The sequence below is a fragment of the Bradyrhizobium sp. CCGUVB14 genome (assembly GCF_024199935.1).
In the GTDB taxonomy this organism is placed as follows: domain Bacteria; phylum Pseudomonadota; class Alphaproteobacteria; order Rhizobiales; family Xanthobacteraceae; genus Bradyrhizobium.
Genome location: NZ_JANADS010000001.1, coordinates 4,782,800 through 4,800,463 on the forward strand (window position 1 = coordinate 4,782,800; position 17,664 = coordinate 4,800,463).

18 protein-coding genes are annotated in these 17,664 nt (G+C 64.2%); 3 read left to right on the plus strand and 15 right to left on the minus strand.

From position 1 onward, the window contains the following. Window positions 1-53: 53 nt before the first annotated feature. The 15 genes from NLM32_RS22065 to lptF form a co-directional block, all read right to left on the minus strand. The gene (locus tag NLM32_RS22065; RefSeq protein WP_254130988.1) at window positions 54-2,582 is read right to left on the minus strand and encodes an arylsulfatase; all 2,529 of its coding nucleotides are present in this window, start codon (window positions 2,580-2,582) and stop codon (window positions 54-56) included. A gap of 296 nt (window positions 2,583-2,878) precedes the next feature. Then, window positions 2,879-3,112: a hypothetical protein gene (locus tag NLM32_RS22070; protein ID WP_254130989.1), complete on the minus strand. Its 234-nt coding sequence runs from the start codon at window positions 3,110-3,112 to the stop codon at window positions 2,879-2,881. A gap of 34 nt (window positions 3,113-3,146) precedes the next feature. Further along, window positions 3,147-3,323 carry a hypothetical protein gene (locus tag NLM32_RS22075; RefSeq protein WP_254130990.1) on the minus strand — a complete coding sequence of 59 codons (177 nt, stop codon included), beginning with the start codon at window positions 3,321-3,323 and terminating at the stop codon, window positions 3,147-3,149. Window positions 3,324-3,441: 118 nt separating this feature from the next. Further along, a complete protein-coding gene (locus NLM32_RS22080) occupies window positions 3,442-3,858 on the minus strand; it encodes a phosphonate metabolism protein PhnM (protein WP_254130991.1) in 417 nt (138 codons plus the stop codon). 195 nt (window positions 3,859-4,053) lie between these two features. After that, window positions 4,054-4,269 (minus strand): DUF6894 family protein, encoded by a 216-nt coding sequence (locus NLM32_RS22085; protein ID WP_254130992.1) that lies wholly within the window; start codon window positions 4,267-4,269, stop codon window positions 4,054-4,056. A gap of 57 nt (window positions 4,270-4,326) precedes the next feature. Continuing rightward, a complete protein-coding gene (locus tag NLM32_RS22090; RefSeq protein ID WP_254130993.1) occupies window positions 4,327-5,031 on the minus strand; it encodes a Crp/Fnr family transcriptional regulator in 705 nt (234 codons plus the stop codon). A 278-nt stretch (window positions 5,032-5,309) separates the two neighbouring features. Next, window positions 5,310-5,537 carry a hypothetical protein gene (locus NLM32_RS22095; protein WP_254135390.1) on the minus strand — a complete coding sequence of 76 codons (228 nt, stop codon included), beginning with the start codon at window positions 5,535-5,537 and terminating at the stop codon, window positions 5,310-5,312. A gap of 75 nt (window positions 5,538-5,612) precedes the next feature. Then, window positions 5,613-5,774 carry a Flp family type IVb pilin gene (locus NLM32_RS22100; RefSeq protein WP_045000328.1) on the minus strand — a complete coding sequence of 54 codons (162 nt, stop codon included), beginning with the start codon at window positions 5,772-5,774 and terminating at the stop codon, window positions 5,613-5,615. Window positions 5,775-5,923: 149 nt separating this feature from the next. After that, a complete protein-coding gene (locus NLM32_RS22105; RefSeq protein WP_254130994.1) occupies window positions 5,924-6,982 on the minus strand; it encodes an alcohol dehydrogenase in 1,059 nt (352 codons plus the stop codon). Between the two features lie 25 nt (window positions 6,983-7,007). After that, window positions 7,008-7,862: a 16S rRNA (adenine(1518)-N(6)/adenine(1519)-N(6))-dimethyltransferase RsmA gene (gene rsmA / locus NLM32_RS22110; protein ID WP_254130995.1), complete on the minus strand. Its 855-nt coding sequence runs from the start codon at window positions 7,860-7,862 to the stop codon at window positions 7,008-7,010. Further along, complete coding sequence (gene pdxA / locus NLM32_RS22115; protein WP_254130996.1) at window positions 7,862-8,872, minus strand: 4-hydroxythreonine-4-phosphate dehydrogenase PdxA; 1,011 nt, start codon at window positions 8,870-8,872, stop codon at window positions 7,862-7,864. The genes rsmA and pdxA overlap by 1 nt, the downstream gene beginning before the upstream one ends. Continuing rightward, on the minus strand, window positions 8,872-9,816 hold the full coding sequence (locus NLM32_RS22120) for a SurA N-terminal domain-containing protein (protein ID WP_254130997.1): 945 nt from the start codon (window positions 9,814-9,816) through the stop codon (window positions 8,872-8,874). The genes pdxA and NLM32_RS22120 overlap by 1 nt, the downstream gene beginning before the upstream one ends. Window positions 9,817-9,885: 69 nt before the next feature. Then, entirely contained in the window at window positions 9,886-12,372 is a 2,487-nt protein-coding gene (locus tag NLM32_RS22125; RefSeq protein ID WP_254130998.1) for an LPS-assembly protein LptD, read from the minus strand. Beyond that, window positions 12,372-13,469, minus strand: coding sequence for an LPS export ABC transporter permease LptG (lptG, locus tag NLM32_RS22130; protein ID WP_254130999.1), 1,098 nt, complete (start codon window positions 13,467-13,469; stop codon window positions 12,372-12,374). Before lptG ends, NLM32_RS22125 begins: the two co-directional genes overlap by 1 nt. After that, on the minus strand, window positions 13,466-14,635 hold the full coding sequence (gene lptF / locus NLM32_RS22135) for an LPS export ABC transporter permease LptF (RefSeq protein ID WP_254131000.1): 1,170 nt from the start codon (window positions 14,633-14,635) through the stop codon (window positions 13,466-13,468). Before lptF ends, lptG begins: the two co-directional genes overlap by 4 nt. Window positions 14,636-14,974: 339 nt before the next feature. Here lptF and NLM32_RS22140 point away from each other — a divergent pair, with 339 nt between their 5' ends. The 3 genes from NLM32_RS22140 to NLM32_RS22150 all read left to right on the plus strand — a co-directional run bounded on the left by NLM32_RS22140 (window position 14,975) and on the right by NLM32_RS22150 (window position 17,600). Next, the gene (locus tag NLM32_RS22140; RefSeq protein WP_254131001.1) at window positions 14,975-16,474 is read left to right on the plus strand and encodes a leucyl aminopeptidase; all 1,500 of its coding nucleotides are present in this window, start codon (window positions 14,975-14,977) and stop codon (window positions 16,472-16,474) included. 6 nt (window positions 16,475-16,480) lie between these two features. Next, window positions 16,481-16,933: a DNA polymerase III subunit chi gene (locus NLM32_RS22145; protein ID WP_254131002.1), complete on the plus strand. Its 453-nt coding sequence runs from the start codon at window positions 16,481-16,483 to the stop codon at window positions 16,931-16,933. A gap of 166 nt (window positions 16,934-17,099) precedes the next feature. Further along, complete coding sequence (locus NLM32_RS22150; RefSeq protein ID WP_254131003.1) at window positions 17,100-17,600, plus strand: hypothetical protein; 501 nt, start codon at window positions 17,100-17,102, stop codon at window positions 17,598-17,600. Window positions 17,601-17,664: the final 64 nt, after the last annotated feature.

Below are 17,664 nucleotides of genomic sequence, written 5' to 3' on the forward strand. Positions count from 1 at the left end.
CGGAGAGATTCTGGATTGCTTCGCAACATTCGCAATGACGGAAAGAGCCGCTCCTAATCCCGCGACATCGCCCGAGAGGCTTCCTTCTCCAAGTCATGATAGACTTCGGGACTGACGTCGACGCCCACGCCGAGGATAGAGCCGCCCTTGAACGTGCCTGGCGATTTGTACTCCTGGCTGACGGCATCGCCGCTGTCATAGCCGACGCAAAGGCCGTCGCCGGCAAGGGTGAATTTCCCCGATTGTGTGCGCATGTCGCCTTGGGCGACGGACTGCCCGTTGACATAGAGCGTCGTCTTGCCGACGGATTCACCCTTCGGGCCCGCCTTGTCGCGGACGAACTCCATGCCAAGCGTGTACTTGCCCGGCTTGAGCTCGCCGGAGACGAAGCGTTGCTCCGGCTTGATGCCCAGGAAATTGTACACGTAGTTCAGCTTGCGATCCTTGATGAACAGGCTGTGCCCGCCGAAGCGGGAGCCGTGCGCAAAGATCACCCCTGTTGCATCGAGATCGCTGATCTCGACATCGGCGACGATCTTGTAGGAGCGGCCGCGCACATTGACGGCAACGCCTTCCGGGACCGGCGAGGTGCCGGGATAATAGACGTAACGCGTGCGGGGCTTTTCCTCGCTTGGCCGTTCGATGCCGAGCAACTCGGCCGGAGTCCGGTCGTCGAGTGGCAGCACGAAATTCTTGTCCGCCTCTTCGAACCAGGCCTTGATGAGACTTTTCAGTTTGTCAGGATACTGCTTGGCGACGTTGACCGATTCCGATCGATCGACGTCGACATGATAGAGCTCCCAATCGTCCTGGTCGAAATGCCCCTTGCCGGTGAGGGGCGCGTGCAGGGCCGCGGCCTTCCAGCCGTCCTCCCAGATGCCGCGGGTGCCGAGCATGGCGTAATATTGCCGCTTCTTCTGCGTGGGCGCGTCCTTGGCGTCGAAGCTGTAGCGCATCGATACCCCCGACATCGGATATTGCTCGACGCCGCGGAACACCTTCGGCATGTCGAGCCCGCAGACATCGAGGATGGTCGGAACGATATCGGTCGAGTGGTGATATTGGTCGCGGATCTCGCCCTTGGCCTTGATCCCCTTCGGCCAGGAGATCACGAGGGGGCAGCAGGTGCCGCCGGCATATTCGGAATAGCGCTTGAACATCTGGAACGGGGTCGAGAACGCCGTCGCCCATCCGGTCGGGTAGTGGTTGTAGGTCTCGACGCTGCCGAGCACATCGAGATATCTCATATTCTCGGCCATCTCGTCCGGATAGTTGTTGAAGAACTTGTTCTCGTTGACCGAGCCGTTCGGGCTGCCTTCGCCGGATGCGCCATTGTCGGCGCAGTAAAACACCAGCGTATTGTCGAGCTGACCGCTCTTCTGGAGATAGTCGATCAGCCGCCCGATCTGCACGTCGGTGTATTCCGAGAAACCGGCATAGACCTCGGCCATGCGCGCGAACAGTTTCTTCTCGTCGGCGCTGAGCGAACTCCACGGGCGCACCGCGTCGAGCTGGTTCGCGACGTTCTGCGGCAGCGGATTGATCTGCGTGAGCTTGGTATCCTTCGGCAGCAATCCTTTCGCGATCATGCGCGGCAACACCCAGTCGCGATAGGCTTCATAGCCATCGTCGAACTTGCCCTTGTACTTGTCGACATACTCCTTGGGGGCATGATGCGGGGCGTGGTTGGCGCCAGGACAAAGCCACATGAACCACGGCTTCGACGGATTGCTGGCCTTCTGGTCGCGGATCATCTGGAGCGCGTTCTCGACCAGATCGCGGGAGAGGTGATAGCCCTCCTCGGGTGAATAAGGTGCGTCGACGAACTTGTTGTCCTCGGTCAGATCGGGAAACCACTGGTTGGTCTCACCACCGAGAAAGCCATAGTAGCGATCGAACCCTTTCTGCAGCGGCCATTGCGAACGGGTCGCGCCGGCGGCGATGTCCTGCTCCGGCACGTTGTGATTCTTGCCGAGCCAGAACGTGCTCCAGCCGGCGCCCTGGAGCACCTGGCCGATGGTGGCGCATTCGTCCGGGATCCGTCCGCTCCAGCCCGGGAAACCCTGGGCGGCTTCCGTGATGCACGAATTGCCGTTGAGATGGTGGTTGCGGCCGGTCAGGAATGTCGAGCGGGTCGGCGAGCACAGCGCGGTGGTGTGCCATTGCGAATACATCAGGCCATTGTCGGCAAGCTTCTGCAGCGTCGGCATGTTGATGCCGCCGCCGAACGGAGACCAGGCCGCCAGGCCGGTGTCGTCGTAGAGGATCACCAGAATGTTCGGCGAACCCTCGGGCGCGCGTGCCGGCGTGAAGGGACCCCAGTCCGGTGTCGAATCGCGCGAGTCCAGCTTGATGACGCCATTGAAGCCCTTCTTCGTCAGCGCGCCGGGCGTTGTGGATGGCGTGGCCGTCGCTCCCTGCGCCGAGGCCGGAGCGGTTGTCCCGGGCGCTGCGGACAATGCAGCGACGGCTCCGATCGCCGTCGATCCGAGCAGGACATTCCGCCGGTTGATGGCGGACGCTTCGTTCGTGGTCTTCTGATCGGGGGAGGAATTGATGTTTTTGGGAGCGCCGTTACTCATGGTGGTCTCCGTGTTGCTAAACGACCCCGGATGCGCTCGCTTGCACGCAAGCTGATCGCGAAGGTCAAGCCATGCAGGCGCGTGTTTGCGTCAACGCGATTGGTTGCGATGACGTCAAACTGACGAAGAGCAGCACCTTGCGAAAACTCGTGACCCGCAATCTGTCGCGAGAGGCTAGTCGCTGGAGCGAGGGGAGATTAGCTCAAGGCTGCGGGGATAACATGTGCACTTTGTGCCAATGGCTGCAGCCGTGAAAGCAAGTACCTCTTGCCTTGAGATGATCTCGAGGCGGGAGCCTATTTCCACACCCGCGCCAACATCAGCGCGAGACATCCCAACGCTGCGCTGATGAGACACACCATCGCGTAGGATTGCGCGAACAGACCGGACTCGATGAAGACGCGGCACGCCAAGGCGAGGCAAATGGCTGCGAGCAGCAGGCAGGCGGAGCCCGCCGCGATCGACAGATATCGTATCGCGGTCGCGACTGGCCTTGCGGATGATCTTGCGGGTGATGCGGGATCGTTCATGGGGAATAACAGCAACGCCTCCGGCGCGGCAGCATCAGTTGCGTGCGCAGCAATCGACCACCGTGCGCCAGATGCGCTGGATCTCGACTGACCTCTGGAGTTCGATCACGTGGTTCTCGCTCGCGTGGCGGGATGTCGGGACGGGGTGAAGTTCGCGCGGTGCGATCCAACGCTCCGAGATCGGATCGTACCATTTGCCGAGATTGACCAAGCTCGTGTCTCCTGTCGTCGCTTCTCCCCCTGTGGTTTCCTGTTCGCCAACGCGCTGGACGCGCCGCGTGTTCCAAAATCCAGGTCTGAAGTGATAGGGAACGATGCCGCGAGGAGCGTCAGTGCTTCGAACTGTCTTGCTCGGGAGAAGACGATCCGCCGGTCGAACTCTGGCCTTCTCGCGCCCGGAGCTCTTTCGGGGTCGTCTCGAGGGATCGCTCGTCGCTCGCCGGTTCGGCGTACTGCCGCTGCTTGCGGTATTTGCCGATCATCCGCTTGATGTCGTCGACGGCCTCCAGCAGAGGCGGCGTCAGCGAGAACAGCGCACCCATCGCAACGGCGATGATGGTGTGCCGCAGCGAGACCTTTTCGTCCTCATCGTAAACGTAGGCATTTTGGCCGATCGGGACGGGCGCGAGCCCGCTCGACGCGCGAGGCTCACTCGATTTCCGTGGCTTGCGCGGCGGGACCATGATCACGACGAACAGGACGTTGATCAGGATCCAGATGCCCAGAATGATAAGAAAGGTCCGCATTCCACTCAAAACCAAAGGTGATGCAATGTGCTGCCGGCTTATGCGGGTATTGAACGGCTGTTCGCATCCTAATGCAAGTTGTGCTTTGGTGTGACGCAAGTTTCGGGGTGTAGCCGGCTATCGAAATTCGGCAAGTCGGGCCGGGTCCACCCCCGGAACCGGGGCGGCGGCGGACGTTAACGTTCTGCCGACGCGTTAACGAAACCGCCGGGTCACCATCGCCAGCACGAACACCGGCTCGGTGCCGTCGAACACGCTGAGCGTCCAGCTGTCGCCGGGACGCAGCGCATGCTCGACGTCGCGGGAGAGGCGGACGGCTTCGCGCCAGGCGGCCTCGTCGTCGGTGAGCGCCTCGCCTGTGGTGTCGATGTGAGGTTGCTGGCCTTCGAAATGGAAAAAGTACCGCGGCATGTCCCGGCAATGCGGGCCAGTCGAATATGTTCCGACGCGCGCGGATCGGCCGCTCCGTCAGGAGTGACCCAGCACTTCGCGGAAATGCTTCTTCACCGTGACGTTGCAGGCGCAGGCGCTCGCCTGCAGCGCCGGTCCGTCGAGGATCAGGATGGCGCCGCGGCGCGTTGCGAGGATGCGCCTTGCCTTCAGCATCTGGATGACGCGGCTGGCATAGCTGCGGGAGACCCCGAGCATGCCGGCGAGCTGCTCGTGGGTGAGGGGAATCTCGTCGCCGCCGAGGTGCTCCTGCGCCGCGAGGATCCATTTCGCGGCGCGCTGCTCGATCGAATGCGCGGCGTTGCAGGCCGCGGTCTGCAGCAGCTGCGCAAGCTGGCAGGCGGCGTAGCGCGCGAACAGATCGTGCAGGCTCGCCGATCTCTGCTGCGCCTGTTCGAACGCGCGCAGCGGCAGGCGGAGCACCGAGCCGCCCACCTTCACGACGATGCGGGCATAGGCCAGCGACGGGCCGCGTCCGGCGGGGAGACCGACCGCACCCTCGCGTCCGACCAGCAGGCTTTCGACCTCGCGATCGTCCTCGACCGGTACCGCGAACGACACGAACGTGGGGCCGCACGGGAAGTGGACGGCGCCGATGCTGTCGCCGGCATGATGCAGGATGTGGTTCGAAGCCAGCTCGACCGATTGCAAATGAGGAGCAAGCAGCTCGAAATCGTGGGCATTGAGCTTCTGGAGGAGCTCGTTCTTGGGCCGGCCGGTCACACTGATTCTCTTGCCTGCCGGGAATCGGCACCGGGGAGAACCCTACGTTTCCCGGCAGAAACCGACGGTTCCAAAGTGCACACAAGGGGTTACGGGAAATCGAAAAAATGGCGCCGAACGCGGAAGAGCCTCCTGCGTTGCACGGGCGCCACGCCTCGAACTTTGTTCTTGGCCGGAGAACTACGGAATTTCGAAATGGAGCGGACGCTCTGTTCAGGAGTGAACACAAGGTACCGCCGCCGGGCCGGCGGGGCCAAGGGCATCACGTGCCGTTGCCGTCAGCCCAAGCGGGCCGCGCGCGCAGCCGACAGGCGGTTCTGATGCCTGTAGGTGTCGATCGCCCTGTTGGCGAGCATCAGCGGCCGGCGCTCGCCGGTTTTCAGCTGTGCTTCAATCGCATCGAGAATGATGTTGGCGGAATTGTCGGGCGGGCCGAGCTCGCCGCTCTTCTCGAGGAAGCTCCAGGCGATGAAGAATGCGCTCTCGACGGTGCAGCGGATGGTCATGCGCTGCCAACGCGGTGCGGCCGCAGCCGTTCCGAGCGTCGGGCTTCGTACCAAGGCCTATTCTAAAGGTGCGCGCTACTTCAGCGACGAGCTGATCGAACCGAACTTCAGCTTCAGCGTCGAGCCGAGATTGTTGACCACCGCGATGATGGCCAGCGCGATGCCGGCGGCAATCAGACCGTACTCGATCGCAGTCGCGCCGGATTCGTCGGCCAGGAAACGGCGAATGGTCTGCATGCTCACACCAGAATTCCGAAATGGAATGGTGAGGATTATAGTCGTCAGCGTGCAGGTTCCCCTATTTGGAACCGGGCCTTTCGTGAATTCCGGGTTAATCGCGCAAACGAAAGCGGCGGCGAGACGCTTGTCCCGCCGCCGATCGAAACTCAGTTCTTCAGCACGATGCGGCCGACCACGTGGCCTGCGCGCAGCTCGTCGATCCATTTCTGGACATCGCCCATCGGCTCTTCGCGCATCGGCGTCTGCTTGATCTTGCCGGCGCGGGCGAGCGCCATCAGCTCATGCGCCTCCGCGAGCGTGCCGACCATGAAACCTTCGACGGTGAGGCGTTTGTAGACCCATTGCACCATCGGCAGCGTGAACTGGCCGCCCATCAGGCCGGACACCACGACCTTGCCGCCGCGCGCCGCAACCGCGACCGCGAACGCCATCGACTTCTCGTTGCCGGCGAAATCGACGACCTCGTCGAAACCGCCGTCGGTCTCCTTCAGGATGCGCTTGATCACGTCGGGCTCGGACGGATCGTGGGCATTGGCTGCGCCGTTCTTCAGCGCGGTCTCGCGCGCGGCCGGCGAGAGATCGGCGACCGTGATCGGCTGCTTGAACATCGCTTGCGCGAACGACAGGCCCATCATGCCGACGCCGCCGAGACCGATCAGCAGCAGATTGCGTTGACGCGGACGGTCGACCAGGCGTTTGAGCGCGCCGTATGCGGTGACGCCGGAGCACATCAGGGTGGCGGCCTGGTTGACGGGCAGGGGATCGTAGTCGAGCAGATATTTTGCGTCGGGCACCAGCACGTGGGTGGCGAAGCCGCCGTCGATGGAGACGCCGAGGAAGCGCTGCTTGGCGCAGAGGTTCTCGTCGCCGTTCTTGCAGTCGCGGCACTGGCCGCAGCCGATCCAGGGAAACACCGCCTTTTTGCTGCCGACGAGACCTGCCGGCACGTCGGGGCCGACTTCGTCGACGACGCCGGCGATCTCGTGGCCGAGCGTGAAGGGCAGCGTCATGCCGCGCGTGGTGTCGAGCTTCTTGCCGCCGCCGAGATCGGCATAGCCGTCCTGGATGTGCAGATCGGAATGGCAGAGGCCGCAGCGTTCGATGCGCACCAGCACTTCGGCGCCTTGCGGCTTGGGCGTATCGACGATGGTCTCGCACAGGGGCGCATCGAACTTGACCAGCGACTGCCGACGCATCAACGCCATTTTCTTTCCTCCGGAATTTCCATTCTCACGTTTCGGCTCGTATATCGGCCAATTCACGCGCCATGGCAACAAAGCCGGAGATGGGAATGGTCTCGGCACGCCGCGTCGCATCGACGCCGGCGGCTGCCGCAAGTCGCGCGGGATCGACACCGAGCGATTTCAGGCTTTGGCGCAGCATTTTCCGGCGCTGGCCGAACGCCGCGGCCGCGACCTGTTCGAGCATCTTGCGATCGCAGGGCAGAGGCTTCGCGCGCGGCACCAGACGCACGACGGAGGACGTGACTTTCGGCGGCGGCACGAAGGCGGACGGCGAAATGTCGAACAGGATTTTGGTCTCGCAGCGCCAGTTGGCGAGCACGCCGAGGCGGCCATACGCCTCCTCGTCCTCGCGCGCGACGATGCGCTCGCCGACCTCGCGCTGAAACATCAGCACCATCATGTCGAACCAGGGCGGCCAGGGCTCGGTGGTGAGCCAGTTGATCAGGAGCTGGGTCGCGATGTTGTAGGGCAGATTGGCGACGATCTTCGCGCGCTCGCCTGCCAGCAGCGGGCGCGGATCGAACGTCATGGCATCGCCATGCACGATCTCGAGCCGGCCGGGATAGCGCGCGGAAATATCGTTCAGCGCCGGGATCGCGCGCTCGTCGTGCTCGATCGCGATGACGCGTCTGGCGCCGAGCGCGAGCAACGCACGTGTCAGTCCGCCCGGGCCCGGGCCGATCTCGACGATGGTGCTGTCGTCCAGCGGCGCTGCTGCGCGCGCGATGCGCGCGGTGAGATTGAGGTCGAGCAGAAAGTTCTGGCCCAGCGACTTGCGGGCGGACAGCGCGTGCTGGCGAATGACCTCGCGAAGCGGCGGGAGGTCGTCGATCGCGCTCATCAGCTGTTTGCAGCCGCCATGCGGCTGGCAAGCTTGAGCGCGGCGATCAGGCTGGCCGGATTGGCCTTGCCGGTGCCGGCGATGTCGAAGGCGGTGCCGTGATCGGGCGAGGTGCGGATGAAGGGCAGGCCGAGCGTGACATTGACGGCGTCGTCGAACGCCACCGTCTTGATCGGGATCAGCGCCTGGTCGTGATACATGCAGACCGCGCAGTCATAGGTGTTGCGCGCGGCCTCGTGGAACATGGTGTCGGCGGGGAGCGGTCCCCTGGCGTCGACGCCGTCATTGCGCAGGAGCTTGAGCGCCGGCGCAATCACGGTCTGCTCCTCATGGCCGAGCGAGCCGTCCTCGCCGGCATGCGGGTTGAGGCCGGAGACCGCGATGCGGGGACGGGCGATGCCGAAGCGGGATTTCAGCTCGGTCGCAACGATGCGCACGGTCGAGACGATGAGCTCGCTGGTAAGCTGGGCGAGCGCGTCCCGCACGGACACGTGGATCGTCACCGGCACCACGGCGAGCCGCGGCGACCACAGCATCATCACCGGCTGCGGCACGCGGCCATCGAGGCTCGCAAGCTCGGCAAGGAATTCGGTGTGGCCGGGATGACGGAAGCCCGCGCGGTAAAGCACGCTCTTGGCGATCGGGTTGGTGACGACGGCGCTGGCGTGGCCGGCGCGGACGTCGTCGACCGCCTGGCGGATCGAGGCAAGCGCTGCCGGTGCGCTCGATGCGTCGGGCTTGCCGGGCGCAGCGGTCGCTCGCTCGCCGGTCGCGACCACGGGCAGGGCGTCCGCAAAGGCAGTCTCGGCGTCGCCCGGCTTCACCGCGGCGATCCTGATATCGGCGCCGAGCGCCTTGGCGCGCTGCGCGATCAGCGCCTCATCGCCGAGCAAATAGAAGGCGGGAAGGTCGAGCTCGCGGCGCCTGAGCCAGGCCGCGATGGTGATGTCGGGGCCGATGCCGGCGGGCTCTCCGAGCGTCAGTGCAAGGGGCTTTGCGGGAGCGGCCATCAGCGGTTGCGATATTCGATCATCGCCGCCTTGCGGAGCTCGTCGAGATAGGCCCGCTGGGTCTTCTCGTACTTTTCAATATACATCTTCTCGCGGATCTCGCGCTTCTTCGGCGTATCGATCGTGGTCGGCTTGCGCGCGCAAAGCACGACCATCTCGATGCCGGCCTTGGTCACTTCAGGGGCCGTGAGGTGACCGATCGCGGTGTCGTCGAGAACCTTGCGGAGTGCCTCCGGCAAGTCGGCCGTGGTCTTGGTGACGGTGTCGCGGATGGTAGCGTTCGGCGTCGAACGGAACAGCGAATTGGCTTCCTCGCAGCTTCCGACACGCGAGCGATACTGCTCGGCTTCCTTCATCCGCGTCTCCTGGAAAGCGGCGGACGAGCCGCGCGGCACGATCAGCACGATCGGCTGCATCTTGTATTCGGTGCCCTCGATCTGCAGCTTCTCGTCGCCGCCTTCGCGCACCTTGTCGGCGACGTCCTTCTCGCCGACGATCAGCTTCTCCTTGAAGCGGCCGCGCACGAGGCTGGTCCAGACCATCTCGGCCTTCATGCGGTTCTTGAGCGCTTCGGGGCGCACGCCCTTGGTCTCGAGCGATTTGCTGAGCTGATCGATCGAGATGCGCATGCGCTGCGCCATGCCCTCGTAGGATCCGTTGACGTCGGATGCGGTGGGGTCGACGCCGTATTTCTTGCCTTCCTTCAGCTTGATCTTGTCGTCGATCAACGTGTTGATGATGTCCTGCCGGTTCTGCGGCTTCTGCGTCGTCAGCGTCTCGAGCTTGGTGCGCTGCTCGATGTCGAAATCGGTGATGGGGTCGCCGTTGACCATGACGACGATGTTCTGCGCATGCGCAGGGGCGCCGGCGAGAATCAGTGCGGAGGCCAGCACAGCGCCCAGCACGAAGAGGGGGAGACGGAAGACAGGCAATCGGGTGGTCATATTTGTCGCTCGCATGTCAGCCGCAATGATCCCGCGAGAGGGAACAAGCGGCCGGCAATTCAAACGGGTTCACTGGTAGCCGGCGGATGAGCTGGACCCGGTCGAGGTCGCCAGCGTGCGCAGGCCGATCTGGAACATGAACGCGTGGCTCAGCACGGGCGGCGTGGTGCCCGCGGAATAGCTATACGAAGTTACATAGTTCGCCGCCAGCACGAAGCAATCGTCGACATAGCCGGCGCCGAGCACATATTGGTTGATCTTGTTGGCCTCGAGGTCCCAGCGCGCCGAGCCCGTCACCACCCAATTGGTCGCGACCTTGATCGAGCCGGTCGTCAGGATGCCCTCGCGGCGGGTCAGGTAGCCGAGTTCCGGCTGCGGCGCGTAATTGCCGTACATCACGCTGACCGACCAGCGATTGAAGTTGGCGCGGCCTTCCGCCTCGAAGCGCTGGATGTTCCAGGTCTGCTCGTCCATGCGGGAGCGGACGCTGAACGTATAGGTGCTGTTCGGCGAGTAGGCGGCGCTCGCCACGTAATCCGAACGCGGCTTGTCGAGGCCGGAATTGATGCCGGTGTTGATGGAGTCCTGCACCGCGAAGGAGTTCATGCCGAACAGCTGGTAGGACTGGCCGAACAGCACCTTGACGGCGCCGCCCTTGTCGAACTGCGTGGTCGCCTGCACGCCGACATTGGCGCGGCCGCCGCCTTCGACGCGGTCGTAGCCGGAGAACTTGTCGACGCTGAACAGGTTCGAGGCGTCGAACACCATGCTCTGCGCATCCTCGTTCGGGAGCTTGCCGGCGTAGGTCTCGTTCGGGCGGATGATGATCTGCGCGATCGGCTCGATGGTGGTCGAGCCCCAGGGCTGAACGTTGATGAAGGGATAGCGATATTCGAGGCCGACGGTCGGCATCAGGCGGAACGCCTGGGTGTTGCCGACGGGCAGGTAGTTCGACACGCCCGGCTGGTTGGAGACGTCGGAATTGATCGCGTCGGCGCGCAGGATCGCGAACGGCGTCCAGATCTCGCCGAACGGATCGGTGAAGGACTTGCGCCACTGCGCCTCCGCCGTCAGGCGGGTGTAGGTGCCGGGGAAGCCGCGCAGCAGGCACTGCGACGGTGTGCGCGCGAGCGGATCGGCCGAGGTCGTCGTGCACAGGCCGTTGGTGTTGGCCGTCGTCGTGATCGGATCGAACGCCGCGTCGTTACGCGTCAGATTGACGAAGTTGGTCTTGTAGGAGACCTCGCCGCCGAAGATCGGATAGTTGAGCACGTTCGAGTAGTCGATCACGGGATAGACGACCGGGACCTGCTGCTGGTTACCCGAGAAGCTCGTCCAGTACATCGTGCGCGCGTCGAAGAAGCTGCGGTTGCCGACGCCGGTCAGATAGAGCTGCGACAGCGCATCCGTCGGCAGGTTCAGGAACGAACCGAGCGGATCGCGATAGGCCGACAGGCGGTAGTCCGACATGAAATAGTAGTCGGAGAGCAGGACGCCGTCCCAGCCCCAGACCCATTTGTCGTTCAGCGCGAACTGGCCCTTGGTCTCGATGCCGCCGCGGAACTGACGATCGCCCGGCTGGCCGGCGAAATTGCCGGGGTTGAGCTGGTCGATGCCGTAGACGCGAACCTGGTAGGCACCGTCCAGCAGGCGCTGGCGGAACTCGGCCTGGAACAGCACGCCCTGCTTGGAGGTGATGCGCGGGCTGAAGGTCGCGTCCATGTCGGGCGCGATCGCCCAGTAGAACGGGACTTCGACGCCGTAGCCGAACGCCGTGTAGGAGGTGAAGCCCGGCATCAGGAAGCCGGTCTTGCGCTTCACGGTCGGATCGGGCGTCGAGAAATAGGGCATGTAGGCGAGCGGCACGCCGAAGAACTCGAGCTGCGCCGTCTCGAAATACAGCATCTTCTCCTGCTGGTCGTGGATGATGCGGGCACCCTTGACCTGCCAGAGCGGGGGCTTCTTCGGATCGTCCTTACACGGCGCGCAGGCCGTGTAGACGCCGTTCTCGAACACCGTGTAGTTGCCGCTCGAGCGGTCGGCGCGGGTCGCGGCCATGCGGGTCTGGTCGGCGGTGTCCACGCGCAGCGAATCGACGAAACCGTCGCGGTAGTCGTCGGAGAGATCCAGGATCTCGGCATAGGTGATCTTGCCGTCGGCATCCGTCATGCGGATGTTGCCTTCGGCATGGAGCCGCTTGGTCTTCTGGTCGTAGATGACCCGGTCGGCCTCGACGCTGGTGCCGTTGTAGAACAGCTGGACGTTGCCGACCGCCGAGACGCGCGAATTGTTGTAGTCGTAATCGACCTCGGTGGCCTGCACGAGCATCTGCCCGTCATTGGCGGCCTTCGGCGGCTTCGGACGCGGCGGCAGCGGATTGTAGGTGTAGCTCTGGGCGGCAGCCGGCGTCACCGCGGCAAGATCGATCATGCCGGCGAACGATGCGGTCGCGATCAGGGCGAGGACGAGCCTGCGGACAGCCAAGCCGTATCCGTTCGCGCGCACGGGGGTGCGCAACGTCGAATCAGACACAAGTCCTCTGCGGACGGCAGTCACTAACCGTCCTCCTGGTACAACAAGGCCAAAAAGCCGGTGAGGCCGCCCACCACTACGGGCAACCACGCCGCAGCGATCGGATGCATCAACTCAGCCTTGCTCAAGTCTTCAGTCACTTTCGACAAAACGTAGAGCAGAAAGCCTGCGCCCACGCCACTCAAAACCATCTTCTGTACGCCGCCCATCCGGAAGAAGCGCAGCGACACTGAAGCCGCGAGCATCACCATGGCGGCGAGCAAAAACGGCTGTGCCAGCAGCTTGTGATACTGGAGTCGATATCCGGCTGTCGCGAACCCCGAGCTCTCCGATGAGCGGATGTAGCTCGGTAGTTGCCAAAAGGACACAGTCTCGGGTGTGGAAAAGCTGTTGCGGACCTGCGCTTCGGTCAACGTCGTCGGAATCTCGAGGCTGGCTTGGTCGACCGGCGGGGCGTCGAGCGAGAAGCGGCGCACGCCCTTGAACAGCCAGTGGCCGGCCTCGAGCGTCGCCTCGCGCGCCTCGACCCGCTCCTTGAAGTGCTGCTCTGTATCAAACCGGAACAGGGTCAACCCGGTCAGCCGGACGCCCTGCTGTTCGCTGCGCGCGGCGTTGATGATGGTCTGACCGTCGCTGGTCACCTGGTTGAGCCAGAAGCCCGAGGCGTCCTGAATGCCGCCGCCGGGCGCCGAGCCGAACAGCTCTGCTTCCATGCGCTTGGACAGCTCGCGCAGGTTCGCCGACATCGGATTGTAGGCGACAGTGGCGATCACGCCGATCAGAAGCGCGCTGCCGAGCGCGGGCGAGATGAACTGCCAGGCCGAGATGCCGGCGGCGCGCGCCACCACGAGCTCGAGCCGGCGGGAGAGGGCGAGATAGCAGGTCATGGCGCCGATCAGCATGCAGAACGGTGTCAGCTTCTCCAGCAATTGCGGCACCCGGAACAGCGAGGTCTCGGCCACCATGATCGCCGACGCCGACGCAAGCCCTGAGGTCTTGCGCACCATCTCGATGTAGTCGACCAGCACCAGCAGCAGGAAGATGCTCGCGAACACGCCGAGTGCGGCGACCACGAAGCGGCCGGCGAAATAGCGCCCGAGCGTGTTGGTGAGCATGCTCATGCGGCGGCCGGCCGTCCGAACAGCCGCGCGATCCGCGCGTTCGATTTGTTGATGGCTTCCATCAGGCCCGGCGGCGGCTCGACCACGATGCCGCCGATGACCATCCACAGCCCGACGGCGATCGCCCCGAGCACCATCACGTACTGGGCCAGCACCGGGCCGGACGATTTCACGGCCATGACCGAGCAGGCGAAGCCGGCCATGCGCAGGCCGAACACGGCGAGGATCGAGGAGCCGATCGAGAAGTTGCGGCTCTGGCGGGTGGTGCGCGGCGCCCCCAGGAAGGCGAAGGTCAAGACGGCAAAGGCGAACGGATAGATCGGCGCCAGCAGGCTGTCATGCAGCGCCGAGCGGAACTGTCCGGGGATTTGCTTGTAGACCGGGTCGTCCTCGGACGGCGAGAACAGCTCCCACAGATAGCGCTCGCGGATGCCGAGGGTGACGTCGTGGCCCTGGTTGCCGAACTTCGACATGTCGAAGCCGTAGCGGCCGAAGGCCACCAGCGCAGGATCGCGCTTGCCCGCTTCGAAACGCTGCAGATTGCCGTCCTTGAGCACCAGGAACGATCCGTTCTCGTTCTTCACGACCTCGCCGTGTTCGGCCACGATCGAGACGCGCTCATTGGGATCGCGGCGGTCGTCGATGAAGATGCCGGCGAGGATGCCGCCGGGCAGCCGCTCGCGAATCCGGATCGTGAGGTTCTTGTCGAGCTGGGCGAAGCGACCGGGCTGCAGGATGTTGGTGAGCACGTCGGCGGTGATCTCGGCATCCCACTGCTTGATCCGCCGCATGCCGTCGGGCGCGAGATAGGCGGCGATGAAGGCGACCAGCAGCGCCACCACGCAGGTGGCGTAGAAGAACGGATAGAACAGCCGGAACGGCGAGAAGCCGGCGGCATTCATCACGATGATCTCGGAATCGGTGGCGAGCTTGTTCAACGTGTGCGAGATCGCGATCATCAGCGCGATCGGCGAGATGATCAGCACCAGCGCCGGGATCACGAGGCTGGTGATGCCGAGGAAGGTCATGATGGTCTGACCCTGGCTCGTCATCAGGTCGATGCCGCGCAACGCCTGCGTAATCCAGATCACGCCGGTGAGGCTGACCAGGACGAGCGCAAACGACGCCAGCGTCGTGCGGAAAATATACCTGTCGATTGACCCCATGCGCTACCGCACGAATCCCACCAAAGCCCCAACGCGCACCGGACTTCCTTCTGTCCAACCAATCCCCGCGATGGGATCCCCAAGGTCGGACAGCCAGCTCTTCCGGAGCCTCACTTTCTCACTACCATCCCTTTGATCCGTCAACAAAATGGCTGACCCATGGCGCCCTCAATATATGGTTAATATTTCCCTCGTTGTGGCGTCCCGGCCACGGGCGGTGCTTGGCAGCGACCGCGCTTCTCGCCCATAGTGGGGCGAGACGAGTGAATCGCCGTTCAGGTCTGGCCTTCCGTTGGACCCGCTGATCGGTAAAAGCCCCATGCTTTCGAGGAGTTACCCATGTCCGATGCCATCAAGGTCGGCTTCGTCCCGTTGACCAGTGCCGCCCGTGGCATCCTGATCGTGTTCTGTGACGATGACCTAAAGGTCGGCCCGGCGACGGCCAAGGCGCTCGGCGGGGCTGCCGAGATCGTGAAGCGGGCGGCGGCTGCCGCCTCATTCAAGGGCAAAACCGGCGCCGCCCTGGACATCCTGGCGCCCGAGGGTCTGAAGGTCGAGCGCCTGATCGTGATCGGGACCGGCAAGACATCGAGCCTCAAGGGCAACGACTTCCTCAAATTCGGCGGCATCGCCGCCGGCAAGCTCAAGGCGGGAACGACCGCCATGACCATCATGGCGGAACTGGCGACCGGCGCCATGACCGGCGAGCAGGCGGTCGCGATCGCGTCCGGCCTGCGGCTGCGCGCCTACAAGTTCGACCGCTACAAGACCAAAAAGAAGGACGGCGAGGAGGGCGCGCTCCGCGCTGACGTCTCGCTGGCGGTCGGCGATGCCGCCGCGGCGAAGAAGACCTTTGCCTCGGCCGGTGCGGTCGTCGACGGCGTCATCATCGCGCGCGATCTCGTCAACGAGCCGCCGAACGTGCTCTTCCCCGAGGAGTTCGCGCGCCGTGCCGGTCAGCTGCGCAAGCTCGGAGTCAAGATCGAGGTGCTCGACGTCAAGGCGATGCAGAAGCTCGGCATGGGCGCGCTGCTCGGCGTCGGCCAGGGCTCGGCGCGTCCGAGCCGCACCGTGATCATGCGCTGGGACGGCGGCAAGAAGGGCGAGGCGCCGGTCGCCTTCGTCGGCAAGGGCGTCTGCTTCGACACCGGCGGCATCTCGATCAAGCCGGCCGGCAGCATGGAGGACATGAAGGGCGATATGGGTGGAGCGGCCTGCGTCGTCGGCCTGATGCATGCGCTCGCGGCGCGCAAAGCCAAGGTCAACGTGGTCGGCGCCATCGGCCTCGTCGAGAACATGCCCGACGGCAACGCGCAGCGGCCGGGCGACATCGTGACCTCGATGTCGGGCCAGACCATCGAGATCATCAACACCGACGCGGAGGGCCGTCTCGTGCTGGCCGACGTGCTCTGGTACGTGGCCAAGAAGGCCAAGCCAAAATTCATGGTCGACCTTGCGACCCTGACCGGCGCGATCGTGGTCGCGCTCGGCACCGATCATGCCGGCATGTTCTCCAACAATGACGAGCTCGCCGAGCGCCTGCTCGCCGCAGGCATCGAGAGCGGCGAGAAGGTCTGGCGCCTGCCGCTCGGCCCCGAATACGACAAGCTGATCGATTCCCAGTTCGCCGACATGAAGAACACCGGCGGCCGTCACGGCGGCTCGATCACCGCGGCGCAGTTCCTGCAGCGCTTCGTCGACGGCACGCCCTGGGCGCATCTCGACATCGCCGGCACCGCAATGGGCGCGCCCAAGACCGACATCAACCAGAGCTGGGGGTCGGGCTACGGCGTCCGGTTGCTCGATCGCCTGGTGGCGGATCATTACGAGCGCAAATAACGCGAGATGACTGAAGTCCTGTTCTACCATCTGCAAAACATGACGGTTGAGAACGTGTTGCCGCCGCTTCTCGAGAAATCGCTCGAGCGCGGCTGGCGCGTCGTGGTGCAGTCGACCTCGCCGGAGCGCGCCGATGCGCTCGACGCGCATCTGTGGACCTATCGCGACGATTCCTTCCTGCCGCACGCGACATGGCGGGTGAACGATGTGGCCGAGCAGCCGATCGTGCTGGCGATCGAGGCGGATAACCCGAACGGCGCCAATGTCCGGTTCCTCGTGGATAATGCCGCGCTGCCCCAGGATGCGGACGCCTATGAACGCATGGTGTTGCTGTTCAACGGCGACGATCCGGATGCGCTCGCGGCGGCCCGCAGCACCTGGACCGATTGCAAGACGCGCGGATTTGAGGTCACCTATTGGCAGGCGGACGAACGGGGCCGGTGGCAGCGTCGGAATTAGCGACCCCGCGCAATTAATGATAATTTGGACTTTCTCGGGCAGACTGGTTTCGGCCACCTTCGTGCCGCAAAGTGATGTTGGTACAATCGCTTAGGGCCGCTCCTTGACGTGGGGAATTTAGTTTATCGTGCGACATCAAAAGCTTCCAAAGTCGCTCATAGTTGTGTTGGCCGCTGTCGCGCCGCTGATGGCGGGCTGCTCGGGCGCAACCGACATGCTGGCGTCCGCCAAGGACGCCGAGTGGTTCAACAAGCCGAGCCGCCTGTTCATCAAGAACATCTCGATCGAATCGCCGCCCCTGACCCCCGACAAGCCGGTTGGCGCTGAAGATCTCGTCAGCGCCGATGGCGGATGCCCCGGCATGACACCGCCGCCCGGACCTGCCGATGCCAATGCGTCGACGACGGCGCCTGCGCCGATGGGCGGCACGGTCGCGCTCGGCCACACCGAATGCGACGTGGTGCGCGGTATCGGCGCGCCCTCGACCGTCAATCTCTCCAGCGATGCGGCTGGTCGTCGCGTCGCGACGGTGACCTGGACCACGGGTCCGCGCGCCGGCATCTACACGTTCACGTCCGGACGCCTCTCCGCGATCGAGGGCTCGCCCGAACCGCAGGTCGTCCCGAAGGCGACCAAGCCGAAGGCGAAGAAGAAAGCGGCGACGTAACACGTCGTCGGTCTTTCGCACTGAAGTCGGCTGCGGCTGGCAACGCGATCAGCCGCGCATGGTC

Coding starts and splice junctions, on each gene's coding strand:
- NLM32_RS22065 (WP_254130988.1), bottom strand. CDS start 2,582: ATGAGTAACGGCGCTCCCAAAAACATCAATTCCTCCCCCGATCAGAAG.
- NLM32_RS22070 (WP_254130989.1), bottom strand. CDS start 3,112: ATGAACGATCCCGCATCACCCGCAAGATCATCCGCAAGGCCAGTCGCG.
- NLM32_RS22080 (WP_254130991.1), bottom strand. CDS start 3,858: ATGCGGACCTTTCTTATCATTCTGGGCATCTGGATCCTGATCAACGTC.
- NLM32_RS22085 (WP_254130992.1), bottom strand. CDS start 4,269: ATGCCGCGGTACTTTTTCCATTTCGAAGGCCAGCAACCTCACATCGAC.
- NLM32_RS22095 (WP_254135390.1), bottom strand. CDS start 5,537: ATGACCATCCGCTGCACCGTCGAGAGCGCATTCTTCATCGCCTGGAGC.
- NLM32_RS22100 (WP_045000328.1), bottom strand. CDS start 5,774: ATGCAGACCATTCGCCGTTTCCTGGCCGACGAATCCGGCGCGACTGCG.
- NLM32_RS22105 (WP_254130994.1), bottom strand. CDS start 6,982: ATGGCGTTGATGCGTCGGCAGTCGCTGGTCAAGTTCGATGCGCCCCTG.
- rsmA (WP_254130995.1), bottom strand. CDS start 7,862: ATGAGCGCGATCGACGACCTCCCGCCGCTTCGCGAGGTCATTCGCCAG.
- pdxA (WP_254130996.1), bottom strand. CDS start 8,872: ATGGCCGCTCCCGCAAAGCCCCTTGCACTGACGCTCGGAGAGCCCGCC.
- NLM32_RS22120 (WP_254130997.1), bottom strand. CDS start 9,816: ATGACCACCCGATTGCCTGTCTTCCGTCTCCCCCTCTTCGTGCTGGGC.
- lptG (WP_254130999.1), bottom strand. CDS start 13,469: ATGAGCATGCTCACCAACACGCTCGGGCGCTATTTCGCCGGCCGCTTC.
- lptF (WP_254131000.1), bottom strand. CDS start 14,635: ATGGGGTCAATCGACAGGTATATTTTCCGCACGACGCTGGCGTCGTTT.
- NLM32_RS22140 (WP_254131001.1), top strand. CDS start 14,975: ATGTCCGATGCCATCAAGGTCGGCTTCGTCCCGTTGACCAGTGCCGCC.
- NLM32_RS22145 (WP_254131002.1), top strand. CDS start 16,481: ATGACTGAAGTCCTGTTCTACCATCTGCAAAACATGACGGTTGAGAAC.